Here is a 16126-nt window from a genome sequence, read left to right on the forward strand (position 1 = left end):
ACAGTTTCGCGCTTCGACCTGCCTGCTGTGATGCGTGCCTGAGAGAGTGATATGCCCTATACCGTGGCGCTGACCGGTGGAATCGGCAGTGGAAAAAGCACGATTGCCAATGCTTTCGCGGCGCTTGGCGTGCCCCTCATCGACGCGGACCGCATCGCGCGCGAGGTGGTCGAGCCGGGATCGCCGGCGCTACAGCGCATCGTCGAGCGGCACGGCCCCGACATTCTGACCGATCAAGGCGCGCTCAATCGCGCCCGACTGAGAGAAATTATTTTCCAGTCGCCCGAAGAGAAAAGCTGGCTGAATAATCTGCTTCATCCCCTGATCAACGCCCGCACGCAGCAGCTTAAAGCGCTGACTACGGCGCCCTACGTACTGTGGGTGGTGCCGCTGCTGGTGGAAAATGGCCTGCAGCGCCAGGCGGATCGCGTGCTGGTGGTGGACGTCGATGAGGCGACGCAGATTGCGCGCACCATTCAGCGCGACGGCATCGATCTTCAGCAGGCGAAAAATATTCTGTCCGCTCAGGCGACGCGCAGCGCGCGCCTCGCCGTAGCCGACGACGTTATTAATAACAGCGGCGCGCCAGCTGACGCGCTGCCGCAGGTTGCCGCCCTGCACCAGCGCTATCTGACGCTGGCGGCAACGCAACAGGATTAACGCTATGAGCACAGTCGTTCTGTTTGAACATCCCCTGAATGAGAAAATGCGCACCTGGCTGCGCGTCGAGTTTTTAATCCAGCAGCTGCATGAGACCGTGCCGGTGGCCCGCACGTCGTCAGCGCTGACCTTTTTTCGCATCATCGGCGAACTGCTGGATATTTTCGAGCGCGGCGACATGCGCACCGAACTGCTGAAAGAGCTGGAGCGGCAGCAGCAGAAACTGCGCGCCTGGGCCGACGTGCCCGGCGTGGATATGGCGCTGGTCGACGCGCTGCGCGAGAAGCTCAGAGCGCAGTCGGTGCAGCTCAACGCCGCGCCGCGCATGGGTCAGCAGCTGCGTGAGGATCGCCTTATCGGGCTGGTGCGCCAGCGCCTCAGCATTCCCGGCGGATGCTGCAGCTTCGATCTGCCAGGCCTGCATATCTGGCTGCATCAGCCGCAGGAGGTGCGAGATAGTCACGTCGCCGCCTGGCTGGAGACGCTGGAGCCGCTCAACCAGAGCCTGGCGATGGTGCTCGACCTGATCCGTCAGTCGGGTGCGTTTCGCCATCAAACCAGCCTGAATGGCTTTTATCAGGACAATGCGGAAGGCGCCGATCTGCTACGCCTGCAGCTGCAGCTGGAAGACGCGCTTTATCCCCAGGTTTCGGGCCATAAAAGTCGTTATGCCATCCGTTTTTTGCCGCTCGACAGCGAACGCGGCGAAGTGCCTGCCCGACTTAATTTTGAACTGGCCTGTTGTTAGAGGTAGCTATGCAAGACGAAGTGATTACCGTGCCCTGTCCACACTGCGGCAAAGATGTGATTTGGGATGAGCTCAGCCCGTGGCGTCCTTTTTGCAGCAAGCGCTGTCAGCTGATTGATTTAGGCGAATGGGCGGATGAAGAGAAGCGTATTCCCAGCGAGGGCGATCAGAGCGATAGCGATGAGTGGAGCGAAGAGCAGCATTAACAGCAGGGGCGCACGCCCCTGAGGTTACAGCTCGTCGGCGACCAGGCGCGCAATCAGCGCATGGTTAGCCGGCGGGAACTCCTCCGCCACCAGCGCGCGCTGCGCCACCCAGCGCTGCGGTTGACCTTCACGTCCCCACGGCTCGCCCTTCCAGCCCTCGACCAGAAAGAAATTCAGCGTGACGCGCAGATCGTCATAGGTATGGTCCGCCGCGCCGATTGCCGTCGCCTGCGTCACCTCAATGCCGGTCTCTTCCAGCAGCTCGCGCGTTAACGCCTCTTCCGCGCTTTCGCCCGCTTCGATTTTGCCGCCAGGAAACTCCCACATATTCGCCATATGCGACGAGGCTGGCCGCTGAGCCAGGAAGATCTGTTTATCGGCGTTACGGATGATGCCTACGGCAACCTGCAGGTGCTTCATAAATATGTTCCACGTCGGATGGGTGAATGAGCGCTGATTCTAAAGCATGGGCGGCGCAAAGTTAATCTGTCGCCGCGGGAAAGAAAAAAGGAGCCGAAGCTCCTTTTTCTCAGGTTTGTCAGGCCAGGCGACCGTGACACTGCTTATATTTTTTGCCGGAGCCGCACGGGCAAGGATCGTTGCGACCCACTTTACGCTCGCCGCCCTGCGCCGCCAGCGATGCCGCTGCCGCCGCTTCATCGTCGACGTGGCTGAGCTGCTGCTGCTGCGCCAGACGCTCCGCCTCTTCGCGACGCTGCTGCTCCATCGCCTCGACTTCTTCCGGCATGCGCACCTGAACCTTGCTCAGGGTGCTGACCACTTCATACTTCAGCGACTCCAGCATCGCCGCGAACATGGCAAAGGATTCGCGCTTGTACTCCTGCTTCGGATCTTTCTGCGCATAACCGCGCAGGTGGATGCCCTGACGCAGGTAGTCCATCGCCGCCAGATGCTCTTTCCACAGCGAGTCCAGCGTCTGCAGCATCACGCCTTTTTCGAAGTTGCGCATCATCTCGACGCCGACCACTTCTTCTTTGCTGGCGTAGCTTTCGCGGGCCTGCGTCATAATGCGCTCGCGCAGCGTCTCTTCATGCAGATCCGGCTCTTTATCCAGCCACTCGGCGATCGGCAGATCGAGATCGAAGTCGTTGCGCAGGCGCTCTTCCAGGCCCGGCACGTCCCACATCTCTTCCAGCGACTGTGGCGGAATGTAGCTGTCGATGGTGGTTTTGAACACGTCTTCGCGAATGCTGTTGATGGTTTCGCTCACGTCGGAGACGTCCAGCAATTCGTTACGCTGGCTGTAGATGGCGCGACGCTGGTCGTTCGCCACGTCGTCATACTCCAGCAGCTGCTTACGGATATCAAAGTTGCGGCTTTCAACTTTGCGCTGCGCGTTGGCGATCGCCTTGGTCACCCACGGATGCTCAATCGCTTCCCCTGGCTTCATCCCCAGTTTACGCATCATGTTAGAGACGCGATCCGAGGCGAAAATACGCATCAGCGCATCTTCCATCGACAGATAGAAACGGGAAGAACCGGCGTCGCCCTGACGACCGGCGCGACCGCGCAGCTGGTTATCGATACGGCGCGACTCGTGGCGCTCGGTGCCGATGATGTGCAGGCCGCCCGATGCCAGTACCGCATCGTGACGCTGCTGCCACGCCGCTTTGATCGCCTCGATCTGCGCCTCGGTCGGCGCTTCCAGCTCGGCGACTTCCGCGTGCCAGCTGCCGCCCAGCATAATGTCGGTGCCGCGGCCCGCCATGTTGGTGGCGATGGTAACCGCGCCCGGCTGACCCGCCTGCGCCACGATATCCGCTTCACGGGCGTGGAATTTGGCGTTCAGCACGTTGTGCTTGATGCCCGCGCGCGTCAGCTCGTTAGAGACCACTTCCGATTTTTCAATGGAGATGGTTCCCACCAGCACCGGCTGGCCGTTGGCGGTACGCTCGCGGATATCTTCGATAATGGCGTCGATCTTCTCTTTCTCGGTCATATAAACCAGATCGGGCAGATCTTTACGCACCATCGGACGGTTGGTCGGCACCACGATGGTGTCGAGTTTGTAGATAGAGCTGAACTCAAACGCCTCGGTGTCCGCCGTACCGGTCATACCGGCCAGCTTATCGTAGAGACGGAAGTAGTTCTGGAAGGTGATGGAGGCCAGCGTCTGGTTCTCGTTCTGGATCTCCACGCCCTCTTTGGCTTCAATCGCCTGATGCAGACCGTCCGACCAGCGGCGGCCCTGCATAGTACGGCCGGTGTGTTCGTCGACGATCACCACTTCGCCATCTTTCACGATGTAGTCCACATCGCGGGTAAACAGCGCGTGGGCGCGCAGCGCCGCGGTCACGTGGTGCATCAGCATGATGTTGGTCGGCGAGTAGAGCGACTCGCCCTCTTCCATGATGTTCTGGCTCACCAGCAGCTCTTCGACCTTCACCAGGCCGCGCTCGGTCATATGCGCCTGACGCGCTTTCTCGTCGACCCAGAAATCGCCTTCGCCCTGGAAGTTGTCGGAATCTTCTTTCTCCTGACGCACCAGGCTCGGGATGATTTTGTTGACCCTGGTGTACATCTCGGAGCTGTCTTCCGCCGGACCGGAGATAATCAGCGGCGTACGCGCTTCATCGATCAGGATGGAGTCCACCTCATCCACCAGCGCATAGTTCAGCTTGCGCTGTACGCGCTCTTCCGGGCTGAAGGCCATGTTGTCGCGCAGGTAGTCGAAGCCATATTCGTTGTTGGTGCCGTAGGTGATATCGGCCGCGTAGGCTTCACGCTTCGCCACCGAGGGCATGCCCGGCAGGTTAATGCCGACGCTCAGACCGAGGAACTCGAACAGCGGACGGTTATTTTCCGCATCGCGCTGCGCCAGATAGTCGTTGACGGTCACCACGTGAACGCCTTTGCCGCTCAGAGCGTTGAGATAGGCAGGCAGGGTGGCGGTCAGGGTTTTACCTTCACCGGTACGCATCTCGGCGATGCAGCGATCGTTGAGCACCATGCCGCCGATCAGCTGGACGTCGAAGTGACGCATGCCGAAGACGCGCTTGCTCGCTTCACGCACGGTGGCGAACGCTTCCGGGATCAGGCTCTCCAGCGTCTCGCCCTTTTTCAGGCGCTCGCGAAACTCATCGGTTTTCGCCTTCAGCTCATCGTCTGAAAGTTTCTCAAAATCCGGCTCCATCTTGTTGATGACGTCTACTGCTTTGCGCATACGGCGCAGAGTACGATCGTTGCTGCTGCCAAATACTTTCGTTAACAGTTTGATTAACATATTAAAAACTTCTCAATTCAGCCGCCTGACGCGGACTGCGATAATGAAATAAAGGTATTTTTGATGTGTGTCAGACAAGCAGCGTAGACGGTCCAGCGCGAATTGCATGGGTTTTGCTGCGCCAGTTGCTCAGCGAAGTCGCAGGTGCGAGCGCATCACGCGGCGTTTCCGCCTGTTGCGACGGCTGCGGCAGAGAGCCAGGCGCGGTGAGCAGCGCCTGAAGCGAGTCGATCAGCGCCAGCTTATGCGCCGCCAGCGGCAGGGCTTCCGCCGTTTCCGCCTGCGGCGTCAGAGTAAAGGAGAGATGGCGGATAACGGTGCGAATGGCGTGCTGATGCCAGTAATCGATAGTAAAGCTGGGACGTCGCGCCGTTTCCTGCAGGCGGATCAGCTGGTCGAAGCGCGCGGCGTTGCCGACAAACAGGCTGCTGGAAGAGGATTCGGAGGAGGCGTTAAGCTCCGCGCTCTGCGCGCAGACAGGCAAGCCAAGGCTGGCCGCCACCATCCCCAACAGGAGATGAGGCCAGAAATAGCGTCTGCCTAATTGTCGCCAGCGTAGAAAAATTCCGATCACAACTCTTCCATTGCGAATCAACGATCGCGTCGTTGTCAGGGGTTTACCGCTCGTCTTTGAACAGCGGCGCTCAGCTTTTCAGAGCGCCTGATAGTACCACTAATGTGGGACGACCACATCAGTGTTTAAAGTGGTGCTGGAATAAAACGCGCGTGTTTGTTCAGCGTTTCAGCAACGTTGCAGAAATGCATGCGAGGCAGCTTGCAGATTTTTAGCGGCGGAAAGAGAGACAATAAAAAACGGCTGGCGCCGCTGACCGGAGAGGGGTGTCAGCATAACCAGCCGTTTCACGTTCTGGGGTAATTAAGCCAGAACCAGATTCGGTGCCTTGAACGCCAGCGGAAGTTGCGCTTCGTCTTCGAAGGTCGCCCATTCCCAGGCTTCCTGCTTAGCGAGAACCGCCTGCAGCAGCTTGTTGTTCAGTGCATGGCCTGATTTGAACGCGGTAAACGCGCCGATAATATTGTGGCCGCACATAAACAGGTCGCCGATCGCGTCGAGCGTTTTGTGACGAACGAATTCATCTTCAAAACGCAGCCCTTCTTCATTCAGCACGCGGAAATCGTCGAGGCCAATGGCGCAATCCAGACTACCGCCCAGGCACAGGCCTTTGGATTGCAGGTACTCGATTTCCCGCATAAAGCCGAAGGTGCGGGCGCGGCTGATCTGACGAACAAAAGAGTCGGCAGAGAAGTTCAGCTGATAGCGCTGCGAGCTGGAGTCGATCGCCGGATGCTTGAAGTCGATGGTGAAGTCGAGAGAGAAACCGTTGTACGGCTTGATCTCGGCCCACTTGTCGCCATCTTCCACGCGCACAGTCTGTTTCACGCGCACGAACTTCTTGGCGCTGTTCAGCTGTTCGATGCCTGCATCCATCAGCAGATAGATGAAGGGCGCGGCGCTGCCGTCCATAATCGGGATTTCCGGCGCATCCACTTCAACAATAATGTTGTCGATACCCAGGCCAGCCAGCGCGGCGTTCAGGTGTTCAACCGTCGAAATACGCACGCCTTCATCATTCACCAGGCAGGTACTCAGCATGGTGTCGCGCACGTATTTTGCATCAGCCGGGAAATCAACCGGTGGATTCAAGTCAGTGCGACGATAGATGACCCCGGTATTCGCCGGCGCAGGGCGTAATGTCAGCGTGACTTTCTTGCCGGTATGCAAACCGACGCCAGTCGCCTGAACAATACGTTTTAATGTCCTTTGTTTGATCATCGTATTATCTCGCAATATTACCCATCCGACCGCCAGTATACTTTACCGGCGGGCGAACACTTTAGCACAAAGAGCGGAGAATCCCAATTCTCAGGTTATTCCTAGTCGGCCTGCTTACGCAGAAACGCTGGAATATCAAGGTAATCGGGCTCTTTGTTTGACTGCGCGCTCTGGTCGTTGACCACTTTCGCTGCCGGTTTCTGCTCCTGCGGCAGCGGCGACATGCCGTGCTGCTGGTAGCGATGATCCATAACCGGCTGGCTGGCTGGCTTGGTGGTGACCAGGGTGATTTCTGGACGCTTGTCCATGCCGATGCCGGTGGCGACCACGGTCACGCGCAGTTCGTCATTCATTTCTGGATCCAGCGAGGTGCCGATAACCACGGTCGCGTTGTCTGAGGCGAAGGCGCGGATAGTGTTACCCACGGTTTCGAACTCATCCAGACGCAGGTCGAAGCCCGCCGTGATGTTGACCAGCACGCCGCGCGCGCCGGACAGGTCGATATCTTCCAGCAGCGGGCTGGAGATCGCCATTTCGGCCGCTTCTTCCGCGCGGTCTTCACCGCAGGCGACGCCGGAACCCATCATGGCGTAGCCCATTTCAGACATCACGGTGCGCACGTCGGCGAAGTCGACGTTCATCAGGCCCGGACGCGTAATCAGTTCGGCGATGCCCTGAACCGCGCCTTTCAGCACGTCGTTGGCCGCGCCGAAGGCGTCGAGCAGAGAGATGCCGCGACCCAACACTTTCAGCAGCTTGTCGTTCGGGATAGTGATCAGCGAGTCCACGTGCTTCGACAGCTCGGCGATGCCCTGCTCGGCAAAGGCCATGCGCTTCTTGCCTTCGAAGTTGAACGGCTTGGTCACGACCGCAACGGTCAGAATGCCCAGGTCTTTAGCGACTTCCGCCACTACAGGTGCCGCGCCGGTACCGGTACCGCCGCCCATACCTGCAGCGATAAACACCATGTCTGCTCCCTCCAGCGCAGAACGCAGTGCTTCGCGATCTTCTTCTGCAGAGGTCCGACCCACTTCCGGATTTGCCCCTGCGCCCAGACCTTTGGTGATATTGGTACCGATCTGGATCGTCTGGCCAACCGCTGTTTTACGCAACGCCTGAGCGTCGGTGTTCACAGCGAAGAATTCCACACCTTCGATACGCTCGCGTACCATGTGCTCTACGGCGTTGCCGCCGCCACCGCCGACGCCGATGACTTTAATCACCGCGTCATTGGTTAATTCCATCGGTTCAAACATGATTTCTCTCCGTTATGTGCCTGTCGCCTGGAGACCATAAACAGTGCCAGCATGGTCTCCTTTCTAAAATCAAAATTCTTTCTTCAACCAGCTATTGATGCGCTTGAACCAGTTGCCCACCGATGCGCGTTTTTCCGTCTCTGCATCGCCGTTCATATGGGACTCTTTGCCATAGTGCAGCAGTCCCACTGCGGTTGAGTAATAAGGTTCCTGCGCGTAATCCGTCAATCCTGTGATATTGAGCGGCTGCCCGATGCGCACCTGCGTATGAAAAACGCGCTGCGCGCAGGCGGCCAGCCCTTCAATCTGCGCCGCGCCCCCGGTCAGCACGATCCCGGCTGCCAGATGGTGCTTAACGCCCTGCTGACGCAGTTGTTCCTGAAGCTGCAGAATCTCGTCGTTGACCAGATTCAGTAATTCGGTGTAACGCGGCTCGATCACCTCTGCCAGCGTCTGTCGCTGCAGACTGCGCGGCGGACGCCCGCCGACGCTCGGCACTTCGACATTTTCGTCTTTGCCGACAATCGAGCCCAGCGCGCAGCCGTGGCGGACCTTAATGGCCTCCGCGTCGGTCGGCGGCGTGCCGAAAGCGTAGGCGATATCGCTGGTGACCACATTCCCCGCGTAGGGGATCACTTTAGTGTGGCGCAGCGCGCCGCCCGTGTAGACCGCGATATCCATTGTACCGCCACCGACGTCGACAACACAGACGCCAAGCTCACGTTCATCTTCCGTCAGCACGGCGAAACTGGACGCCAGGCCGGCAAAAATCAGTTGGTCAACTTTCAGACCGCAACGTTCAACGGCTTTGACGATATTTTTCGCCATATCGTTGTGACATGTGATCAGGTGCACTTTTGCCTGCATGCGCACGCCGGAAAGTCCGACCGGATTTTTGATGCCTTCCTGATAATCGATAGCGTATTCCTGAGGAATAACATGCAGGATGCGGTGCTCGTCACGCACGCGCACTGATTTCGCAGTGTGTACGACGTTTTCCACATCATCCTGAGTCACCTCCTCTTCGGAAATCGGAACCATCCCGATTTCGTTCTGACAGCTGATATGTTTGCCCGATAAGGCAAGATAGACGGAGGAGATCTGGCAATCCGCCATCAGCTCGGCCTGGTCGATGGCGCGCTGCACGCACTTCACCACCGACTCCAGATCGTTTACGCCGCCTTTATCCATACCACGAGACGGGCAGCTGCCCACCCCGATAATGTTGACCATACCATCGGGCAGAATTTCCCCAACCAGGGCGGCAACCTTCGCGGTGCCAATTTCGAGTCCAACTACCAGTTTTCTGTCCGTTGCCTTGATCATTGTTTAGCCTGTGCCTGGTTCTGTTGCTGATTACTGTCCTGGAGCTCCACCGGCTCCGGCGTCCAGCCCACGGCTGCGCCCGAGTCGTACCGCAAATCGACGTAGCTGATACGTTTGTGCTCGTTCTGCCCCTGCTGCTGCAACGCCGGATAGAGCTCAATAAATCGGTTAAGACGTTTCATCGGCTCGCCGCGCCCCAGTTCGATGCGCACATCGTCGCTGGTGACCAGCTGCCATGACCGCCGCGCCGTCATCGACGCTACCTTCAGGGTAAACTTGTTGGCTTTCAGCACGTCGCTCATGCTGTGGTAACCCGCCAACACCTCTTTCTCGCTGCCTTCTGGTCCATAGAGCATCGGCATCGCCGCTTTGCCGACATGGCTGGCCGGCACGCTGAAGGAGACGCCGTCCGCGTCCACCATATGGAGATCGTTCCAGCGCGCCACCGGCACATACTCCACCAGATGGATCTTCAGCTCGTCGGGCCACTGCTTGCGCACGCTGACCTGTTTAATCCACGGCAGCCGTTCGATCTGCTGCTGGATAATGTCGACATCCTGCGACATAAAGGTGCCCGGCGCGCCCAGCGACAGAATCGCCTGGCGAATATCATCGTGCGTGGTGTAGTGGGTTTCGCCCGTCACCACCAGCCGGGAAAGCGGCAGGCGCGACGCGTCGTTCATCCACTTCAGCACCACCAGCCCGCCGAAAATCATAATGCCAATGACCATCAGCAAAAAAACGATGCCGAAAAGTCTGGCCCCGTTGCTGCGCCCCGAGCGCGTGCGCTCCTGGGGTTCGCGGTTCCGTGCGTTCAGTGCCGCCTGTGACATATCAGTCGGCCAGCTCCAGAATACGCGCCACCAGCTGGGAGAAGCGCATTCCCGCTTCCTTTGCCGCCATCGGCACCAGGCTGTGGCTGGTCATGCCCGGCGAGGTGTTCACCTCCAGCAGCTGGAAGTTGCCCTCGCCGTCGGTCATCACGTCGACGCGACCCCATCCGCTGCAGCCCAGCGCACGCCATGCATCCCAGACCAGACTCTGCAATTCCGCTTCTCGTTCCGCGCTCAATCCTGCAGGGCAGAAGTATTGAGTATCGTCAGAAATGTATTTTGCTTCATAGTCATAAAACTCGCTGGCGGTCTGAATGCGTATTGCAGGCAGAATTTGATCGCCCACAATGCCCACCGTGTACTCCGCGCCGCTAAGAAACGCCTCGATCAGCACGTCGTCGTCATGACGGAAGGCTTCGTCCAGCGCGGCCGGCAATGCCTCTGCCGCGTTGACGCGGCTGATGCCGACGCTGGAGCCTTCGCAGCTCGGCTTGACGAACAGCGGCAGGCCGAGCGCGGCAATGGCGTCGCGCGTTTCCGCCGTCAGGCCCGCCTGATACTGCTGACGCGTCAGCCAGACAAAGCGTCCTGACGGCAGGCCGCGACCCTGCCACAGCAGTTTGGTGCGCAGCTTGTCCATGGTGATGGCCGACGCCATCACGCCGCTGCCGGTATAGGGCAGCTGTAAGAATTCCAGCACCGCCTGCAGCGTGCCATCTTCGCCGCCGCGCCCGTGCAGCGCGATGAAGGCGGCGTCGAAGCCCTGCTCTTTCAGCGTCAGCACCGACACGTCGCGCGTATCAATCGGGTGCGCGTTAACTCCGGCTTCACGCAGTCCGGCCAGCACTGCGCTGCCGGACATCAGCGAAACATCGCGCTCCGCCGAGGTGCCGCCCATCAGGACGGCGACTTTATTAGCCATGACGATCCTCCGCTTTACGCTCGGGCTGCAGTTTGCACTCCGCCAGCTTGCGCGCCACTTTGCCGACGTTGCCCGCGCCCTGCACCAGAATCAGGTCGTTGCCCGACAGCAGCGGCGCCAGCATTTCCGGCAGCGCGTCATGCTCCGGCACCAGCACCGGATCGACCTTGCCGCGGCCGCGAATAGAGCGGCACAAGGCGCGGCTGTCCGCGCCGGGGATCGCCGTTTCGCCCGCCGAGTAGACATCCAGCATCAGCAAGACGTCGACCTGCGACAGCACGTTGGCGAAGTCGTCGAACAGATCGCGCGTGCGCGTGTAGCGGTGCGGCTGAAACACCATTACCAGTTTTTTATCCGGCCAGCCGGCGCGCGCCGCCTCGATGGTGGCGTCGACCTCGGTCGGATGATGGCCGTAATCGTCCACCAGCATCGCCGTGCCCGGATTGCCGTTGACCGGCTCGGTCGGGTATTCGCCCAGCAGGTCAAAGCGGCGTCCGGTGCCCTGGAAGCTCTCCAGCGCGGCGAGGATGGCGTTGTCGTCAATGCCCTCTTCGCTCGCCACCGCCACCGCCGCCGCGGCGTTAAGCGCGTTATGGCGGCCCGGCGCGTTCAGCGTCACCTGCAGGCGTGGCCTGTCGTGACGCACCAGCGTAAAGTGCCCCTGCGCGCCGCGCTGCTCGTAGTGCTCGATGCGCACGTCGGCGTCGTCGCTGAAGCCGTAGGTGGTGATGTGACGGCCCACGCGTGGGATTAGATCGCGGATCACCACGTCGTCGATGCACATCACCGCACGACCGTAAAACGGCAGGTTGTGCAGAAAATTGATAAAGGTCTGTTTCAGGTTCTCGAAGTCGCCCTGGTAGGTGTCCATATGGTCAGCTTCGATATTGGTCACCACCGCCACCATCGGCTGCAGATGCAGGAAAGAGGCGTCGCTCTCGTCCGCTTCGGCAATCAGGTAGCGGCTGCTGCCGAGACGCGCGTGCGTGCCCGCCGCCTTCACCAGCCCGCCGTTGACGAAGGTAGGATCGAGCCCGCCTTCGGCATAGATGCTCGACACCATCGCGGTGGTGGTGGTTTTGCCGTGCGTGCCGGCAATGGCGATGCCGTGACGAAAACGCATCAGCTCCGCCAGCATTTCGGCGCGACGGATCACGGGAATACGTTGTTCGCGCGCCGCGACCAGTTCCGGGTTGTCCTGCGCTACCGCGCTGGAGACCACCACCACGCTGGCGTCGGTGACGTTTTCCGGGCGATGGTTGAAATAGATGGTGGCGCCCAGCGCCGCCAGATGCTGCGTTACCGCGTTCGGCGCCAGATCGGAGCCGCTGATGTGGTAACCCTCATTCGCCAACACTTCGGCAATACCGCCCATGCCGGCACCGCCGATGCCGACAAAGTGAATGTGCCGGACGCGACGCATCTCGGGCACAATGGAGCGCAGTTTTGCCAGTTGTTGTGTATTCATCGTTCTCAGTTACCTGTCATCTTAATGCGTGCCCTTTGCGGCACCGGTCAGCCATGCTGACCCGATTATTCATTTCGCGGCGCGCGCCACTTCCCGCGCGACCCGTTCGGTCGCATCGGGGATCGCCACCTGGCGGGCTTTTTCCGCCATGCTCAACAGCGTGGGGCGATCCCAGCGGCGCAGCGTCTCCGCCACGGCATCCGCGGTAAACTGCGGTTGCTCAAAAATTTTGGCTGCGCCCGCTTTCTCCAGCGGCAGCGCATTCCAGTACTGCTGACGATCTTTATGCTGAAAAGGCACGAAAATCGCCGGCAGGCCGGCGGCGGCGATTTCGCTGACGGTCAGCGCGCCGGAGCGGCAAACCACCACGTCCGCCCAGGCGTAGGCGGCGGCCATATCATCGATAAACTCCGTGACCTTGTGCTGCGTCTGCCCGCGCTGCTGATACGCCCCGAGCACCTCCTGCAGCGCGCCTTTGCCGGTCTGATGCCACAGCGTGATGCTGTCGCCCAGCGCGGCCGCCACCTGCGGCAGCGTCTGGTTCAGCACGCGCGCGCCCTGGCTGCCGCCGACCACCAGCACGCGGATCGGACCGCTGCGGTTGGTCAGACGCGCCTCCGGCAGCGGCAGCGCCAGCACGTCGGTGCGCACCGGATTCCCCACCACGTCCGCATGGGGAAAGGCGCCGGGAAACGCCTGCATCACCTTGCTGGCGATCTTTGCCAGCCACTTGTTGGTCAGGCCGGCGATGCCATTCTGCTCGTGCAGCACCACCGGGATGCCGCAGCTCCAGGCTGCCAGGCCGCCGGGACCGGACACGTAGCCGCCCATGCCCAGCACCACGTCCGGCTGCCAGGCGCGCATAATGGCGCGCGCCTGCCGCCAGGCGTTGAAAATACGCATCGGCGCCAGCAGCAGCGCCTTAATGCCTTTGCCGCGCAGCCCGCTGATGCGGATAAAGTCAATCTCAATGCCGTGCTTCGGCACCAGATCCGCTTCCATTCTGTCGGCCGTGCCGAGCCAGCGAACCTGCCACCCCTGCTCCATCAGATGATGGGCGACGGCCAGACCGGGGAAAACATGCCCGCCGGTCCCGCCCGCCATCACCATCAAACGCTTCCCACTCATCGGGCACCTCGGGTAAACGCCTGCGCTTTGGTCAGGCGCGTTTCATAATCAATACGCAGCAAAAACACGATGGCGGTCGACATAATCAGCAAACTGGAGCCGCCGTAGCTGATCAGCGGCAGCGTCAGGCCTTTGGTCGGCAGCATACCCGCCGCCGCGCCGACGTTGACCAGCGCCTGAAAGCTGAACCATACGCCGATAGAGCAGGCGAGAAAGCCAGAAAAGCGCTGGTCGATCTCCAGTGCGCGGCGACCAATCGACATCGCACGAAAAGCCACGAAGAATACCATCAACAAGGCCAAAACCACACCGATATAACCCAGTTCCTCACCGATGATGGAGAAGATAAAGTCGGTGTGCGCTTCCGGCAGATACTCCAGTTTTTGCACCGAGTTGCCGAGCCCCTGCCCCCAGAATTCGCCGCGGCCGAAGGCCATCAGCGACTGGGTCAGCTGGTAACCGCTGCCGAAGGGATCTTCCCAGGGATTCCAGAACGAGGTGACGCGACGCATACGGTAGGGTTCGGCGATAATCAGCAGCACCACGGCGAAGATGCCGGAGCCGATGATCGCCAGGAACTGCCACAGCTTTGCGCCCGCCAGGAAGAGCATCGCCAGGGTAGTGACGAACAGCACCACCACGGTGCCGAGGTCAGGCTGCGCCAGCAGCAGCACCGCCAGCACCACCATCACACCCATCGGTTTGCAGAAGCCCCAGAAGTTGTTGCGCACCTCTTCCACCTTTCGCACCAGATAGCTGGCGAGATAGCAGAAGAGCGACAGCTTCGACAATTCCGCCGGCTGAATACGCAGCGGGCCGAGGGCGATCCAGCGCGAGGCGCCGTTAACCGAACTGCCGACCACCAGCACGATAAGCAGCATCACCACCGTGGCCAGCAGCATTGCGTTGCTGTAGCGCTGCCAGAAATCCATCGGCACGCGCAGCGTGACCAGCGCGATGCCAAGCCCCAGCACGATATAAAAGGCGTCGCGCTTGGCAAAGTAGAAGGGATCGTCGTTGAGACGCTGGCCGACCGGCATCGAGGCCGAGGTCACCATCACGAAGCCGACTATCGCCAGGCCAAAGGTGAGCCACAGCAGCGTGCGGTCATAGAGCACCAGCGCAGAGTCGTCGCTTTCGCGCGCGCCCATCACCCAGTCCTTCAGGCGCGTGGCGATAAAGGTGAAGAGTCCAACAATCAGTCCGCCGCCAGGAATACGCATCAGCCTAACTCCTTCGCCAGCTGCGCGAAGCGGTCGCCGCGCTGTTCAAAATTGCGAAACTGATCGAGGCTGGCGCAGGCGGGTGACAGCAGCACCATATCACCAGGCTGAACCTGCGGTGCGATAAGCGCCATCGCCTGATCCATCGTCTCGGTGCGCACGGCGTTGTCGGGGCGCAGCGCCGCCAGCGCGTCGCCGTCACGGCCGAAGCAGTAGAGGCGAACCTTCTCGTCCTGCACGTAGCGCGCCAGCGGAGTGAAATCCGCGGATTTGCCGTCGCCGCCCAGCAGCAGCCAGAGTCGGCCGTTCACCTGCAGACCGTTCAGGGCCGCTTCGGTGCTGCCGACGTTGGTGGCTTTAGAGTCGTTGATCCAGCGTACGCCGTTGGCCTCGTGCGCCAGCTGGAAACGGTGCGCCAGTCCGGTAAAGCTGGTCAGCGCCGCCAGGCTGGAGGCGCGCGGCAGCCCGACGGCGTCCGCCAGCGCCAGCGCCGCCAGCGCGTTGGTGTAGTTGTGCTGGCCCACCAGCTTCATCTCATCGGTGTTCAGCACCTTCTCACCCTTCACGCGCAGCCAGGTCGCGCCCTGCTGGCGGTTGAGGTGGTAGTCGCCGAAATCGACGCCGAAGCTGACGCAGCGCGCGTCGGCGCCGCGCACCGGCATGGTCATCCCATCGTCGGCGTTCACCACGCAGACGCGCGCGTTTTCATAGATGCGCAGCTTCGCGGCGCGATACTGCTGCATGCCGAGCGGATAGCGATCCATATGATCTTCGGTGACGTTGAGAATGGTCGCCGCCGCCGCTTTCAGGCTAAAGGTGGTTTCCAGCTGGAAGCTGGAGAGCTCCAGCACGTAAAGCTGGGCGGGCGACTTCAGCAGCGACAGCGCCGGCAAACCGATATTGCCGCCGACGCCCACCTGCCAGCCAGCGGCGCGCGCCATTTCGCCCACTAACGTGGTGACCGTGCTTTTACCGTTGGATCCGGTGATCGCCACGATCGGCGCCTGCGCCTCGCGGCAGAACAGTTCGATGTCGCCGACGATCTCCACGCCTGCGTCCGCCGCCTCGCTGAGCGCGGGATGCGCCAGCGCCATGCCCGGGCTGGCGACGATCAGATCCGCCGCCAGCAGCCAGTCGCTGTTCAGCCCGCCAGTGTAGCGCTCAACCTGCGCAGGCAGTTTGTCGAGCCCCGGCGGCGACACACGGGTATCCATCACGCGCGGCGTCACGCCTTGCGCTAAAAAGAAATCAACACAGGAGAGACCGGTCAGGCCCAGCCCGATAATGACCACTTTTCTGCCCCGATAGTCAGCCATA

General features: G+C 60.6%; 15 protein-coding genes. 3 read left to right on the forward strand and 12 right to left on the reverse strand.

The annotated features are described in order from the left end of the window. Positions 1 to 51 precede the first annotated feature (51 nt). Genes coaE through yacG form a run of 3 tightly spaced genes read left to right on the forward strand, consistent with a single transcriptional unit; the run spans position 52 to position 1614 of the window. Complete coding sequence (gene coaE, locus B2J69_RS09285) at positions 52 to 660, forward strand: dephospho-CoA kinase (protein WP_081138570.1); 609 nt, start codon at positions 52 to 54, stop codon at positions 658 to 660. A gap of 4 nt (positions 661 to 664) precedes the next feature. Beyond that, a complete protein-coding gene (gene zapD, locus B2J69_RS09290) occupies positions 665 to 1408 on the forward strand; it encodes a cell division protein ZapD (protein ID WP_081138573.1) in 744 nt (247 codons plus the stop codon). Between the two features lie 8 nt (positions 1409 to 1416). After that, positions 1417 to 1614 (forward strand): DNA gyrase inhibitor YacG, encoded by a 198-nt coding sequence (gene yacG / locus B2J69_RS09295; RefSeq protein WP_081138575.1) that lies wholly within the window; start codon positions 1417 to 1419, stop codon positions 1612 to 1614. Between the two features lie 24 nt (positions 1615 to 1638). Here yacG and mutT read toward each other — a convergent pair whose 3' ends face one another. The 12 genes from mutT to murD all read right to left on the reverse strand — a co-directional run bounded on the left by mutT (position 1639) and on the right by murD (position 16125). Then, on the reverse strand, positions 1639 to 2034 hold the full coding sequence (mutT, locus tag B2J69_RS09300; RefSeq protein ID WP_081138577.1) for an 8-oxo-dGTP diphosphatase MutT: 396 nt from the start codon (positions 2032 to 2034) through the stop codon (positions 1639 to 1641). A gap of 118 nt (positions 2035 to 2152) precedes the next feature. Then, positions 2153 to 4858 carry a preprotein translocase subunit SecA gene (gene secA, locus B2J69_RS09305; RefSeq protein ID WP_081138579.1) on the reverse strand — a complete coding sequence of 902 codons (2706 nt, stop codon included), beginning with the start codon at positions 4856 to 4858 and terminating at the stop codon, positions 2153 to 2155. A 70-nt stretch (positions 4859 to 4928) separates the two neighbouring features. Beyond that, complete coding sequence (gene secM / locus B2J69_RS09310) at positions 4929 to 5432, reverse strand: secA translation cis-regulator SecM (protein WP_236722700.1); 504 nt, start codon at positions 5430 to 5432, stop codon at positions 4929 to 4931. A 303-nt stretch (positions 5433 to 5735) separates the two neighbouring features. After that, entirely contained in the window at positions 5736 to 6653 is a 918-nt protein-coding gene (gene lpxC / locus B2J69_RS09315) for a UDP-3-O-acyl-N-acetylglucosamine deacetylase (RefSeq protein WP_081138581.1), read from the reverse strand. A gap of 101 nt (positions 6654 to 6754) precedes the next feature. Continuing rightward, entirely contained in the window at positions 6755 to 7909 is a 1155-nt protein-coding gene (ftsZ, locus tag B2J69_RS09320) for a cell division protein FtsZ (RefSeq protein WP_081138583.1), read from the reverse strand. A gap of 69 nt (positions 7910 to 7978) precedes the next feature. Next, the gene (gene ftsA, locus B2J69_RS09325) at positions 7979 to 9235 is read right to left on the reverse strand and encodes a cell division protein FtsA (RefSeq protein WP_033749492.1); all 1257 of its coding nucleotides are present in this window, start codon (positions 9233 to 9235) and stop codon (positions 7979 to 7981) included. After that, on the reverse strand, positions 9232 to 10068 hold the full coding sequence (gene ftsQ / locus B2J69_RS09330; RefSeq protein ID WP_081138585.1) for a cell division protein FtsQ: 837 nt from the start codon (positions 10066 to 10068) through the stop codon (positions 9232 to 9234). Before ftsQ ends, ftsA begins: the two co-directional genes overlap by 4 nt. A gap of 1 nt (position 10069) precedes the next feature. Next, entirely contained in the window at positions 10070 to 10990 is a 921-nt protein-coding gene (locus B2J69_RS09335; protein ID WP_081138588.1) for a D-alanine--D-alanine ligase, read from the reverse strand. After that, on the reverse strand, positions 10983 to 12458 hold the full coding sequence (murC, locus tag B2J69_RS09340; RefSeq protein WP_081138589.1) for a UDP-N-acetylmuramate--L-alanine ligase: 1476 nt from the start codon (positions 12456 to 12458) through the stop codon (positions 10983 to 10985). Before murC ends, B2J69_RS09335 begins: the two co-directional genes overlap by 8 nt. 69 nt (positions 12459 to 12527) lie before the next feature. Further along, positions 12528 to 13586, reverse strand: a complete 1059-nt coding sequence (murG, locus tag B2J69_RS09345) for an undecaprenyldiphospho-muramoylpentapeptide beta-N-acetylglucosaminyltransferase (protein ID WP_081138590.1) — start codon at positions 13584 to 13586, stop codon at positions 12528 to 12530. Next, complete coding sequence (gene ftsW / locus B2J69_RS09350) at positions 13583 to 14809, reverse strand: cell division protein FtsW (RefSeq protein ID WP_081138591.1); 1227 nt, start codon at positions 14807 to 14809, stop codon at positions 13583 to 13585. Before ftsW ends, murG begins: the two co-directional genes overlap by 4 nt. Then, positions 14809 to 16125 (reverse strand): UDP-N-acetylmuramoyl-L-alanine--D-glutamate ligase, encoded by a 1317-nt coding sequence (gene murD, locus B2J69_RS09355; protein ID WP_081138592.1) that lies wholly within the window; start codon positions 16123 to 16125, stop codon positions 14809 to 14811. The genes ftsW and murD overlap by 1 nt, the downstream gene beginning before the upstream one ends. Position 16126: the final 1 nt, after the last annotated feature.

Origin of the sequence: Pantoea latae, assembly GCF_002077695.1 — a bacterium.
Taxonomy (GTDB): Bacteria; Pseudomonadota; Gammaproteobacteria; order Enterobacterales; family Enterobacteriaceae; genus Pantoea; species Pantoea latae.

Coding starts and splice junctions, on each gene's coding strand:
- coaE (WP_081138570.1), top strand. CDS start 52: ATGCCCTATACCGTGGCGCTGACCGGTGGAATCGGCAGTGGAAAAAGC.
- zapD (WP_081138573.1), top strand. CDS start 665: ATGAGCACAGTCGTTCTGTTTGAACATCCCCTGAATGAGAAAATGCGC.
- yacG (WP_081138575.1), top strand. CDS start 1,417: ATGCAAGACGAAGTGATTACCGTGCCCTGTCCACACTGCGGCAAAGAT.
- mutT (WP_081138577.1), bottom strand. CDS start 2,034: ATGAAGCACCTGCAGGTTGCCGTAGGCATCATCCGTAACGCCGATAAA.
- secA (WP_081138579.1), bottom strand. CDS start 4,858: ATGTTAATCAAACTGTTAACGAAAGTATTTGGCAGCAGCAACGATCGT.
- lpxC (WP_081138581.1), bottom strand. CDS start 6,653: ATGATCAAACAAAGGACATTAAAACGTATTGTTCAGGCGACTGGCGTC.
- ftsZ (WP_081138583.1), bottom strand. CDS start 7,909: ATGTTTGAACCGATGGAATTAACCAATGACGCGGTGATTAAAGTCATC.
- ftsA (WP_033749492.1), bottom strand. CDS start 9,235: ATGATCAAGGCAACGGACAGAAAACTGGTAGTTGGACTCGAAATTGGC.
- ftsQ (WP_081138585.1), bottom strand. CDS start 10,068: ATGTCACAGGCGGCACTGAACGCACGGAACCGCGAACCCCAGGAGCGC.
- B2J69_RS09335 (WP_081138588.1), bottom strand. CDS start 10,990: ATGGCTAATAAAGTCGCCGTCCTGATGGGCGGCACCTCGGCGGAGCGC.
- murC (WP_081138589.1), bottom strand. CDS start 12,458: ATGAATACACAACAACTGGCAAAACTGCGCTCCATTGTGCCCGAGATG.
- murG (WP_081138590.1), bottom strand. CDS start 13,586: ATGAGTGGGAAGCGTTTGATGGTGATGGCGGGCGGGACCGGCGGGCAT.
- ftsW (WP_081138591.1), bottom strand. CDS start 14,809: ATGCGTATTCCTGGCGGCGGACTGATTGTTGGACTCTTCACCTTTATC.
- murD (WP_081138592.1), bottom strand. CDS start 16,125: ATGGCTGACTATCGGGGCAGAAAAGTGGTCATTATCGGGCTGGGCCTG.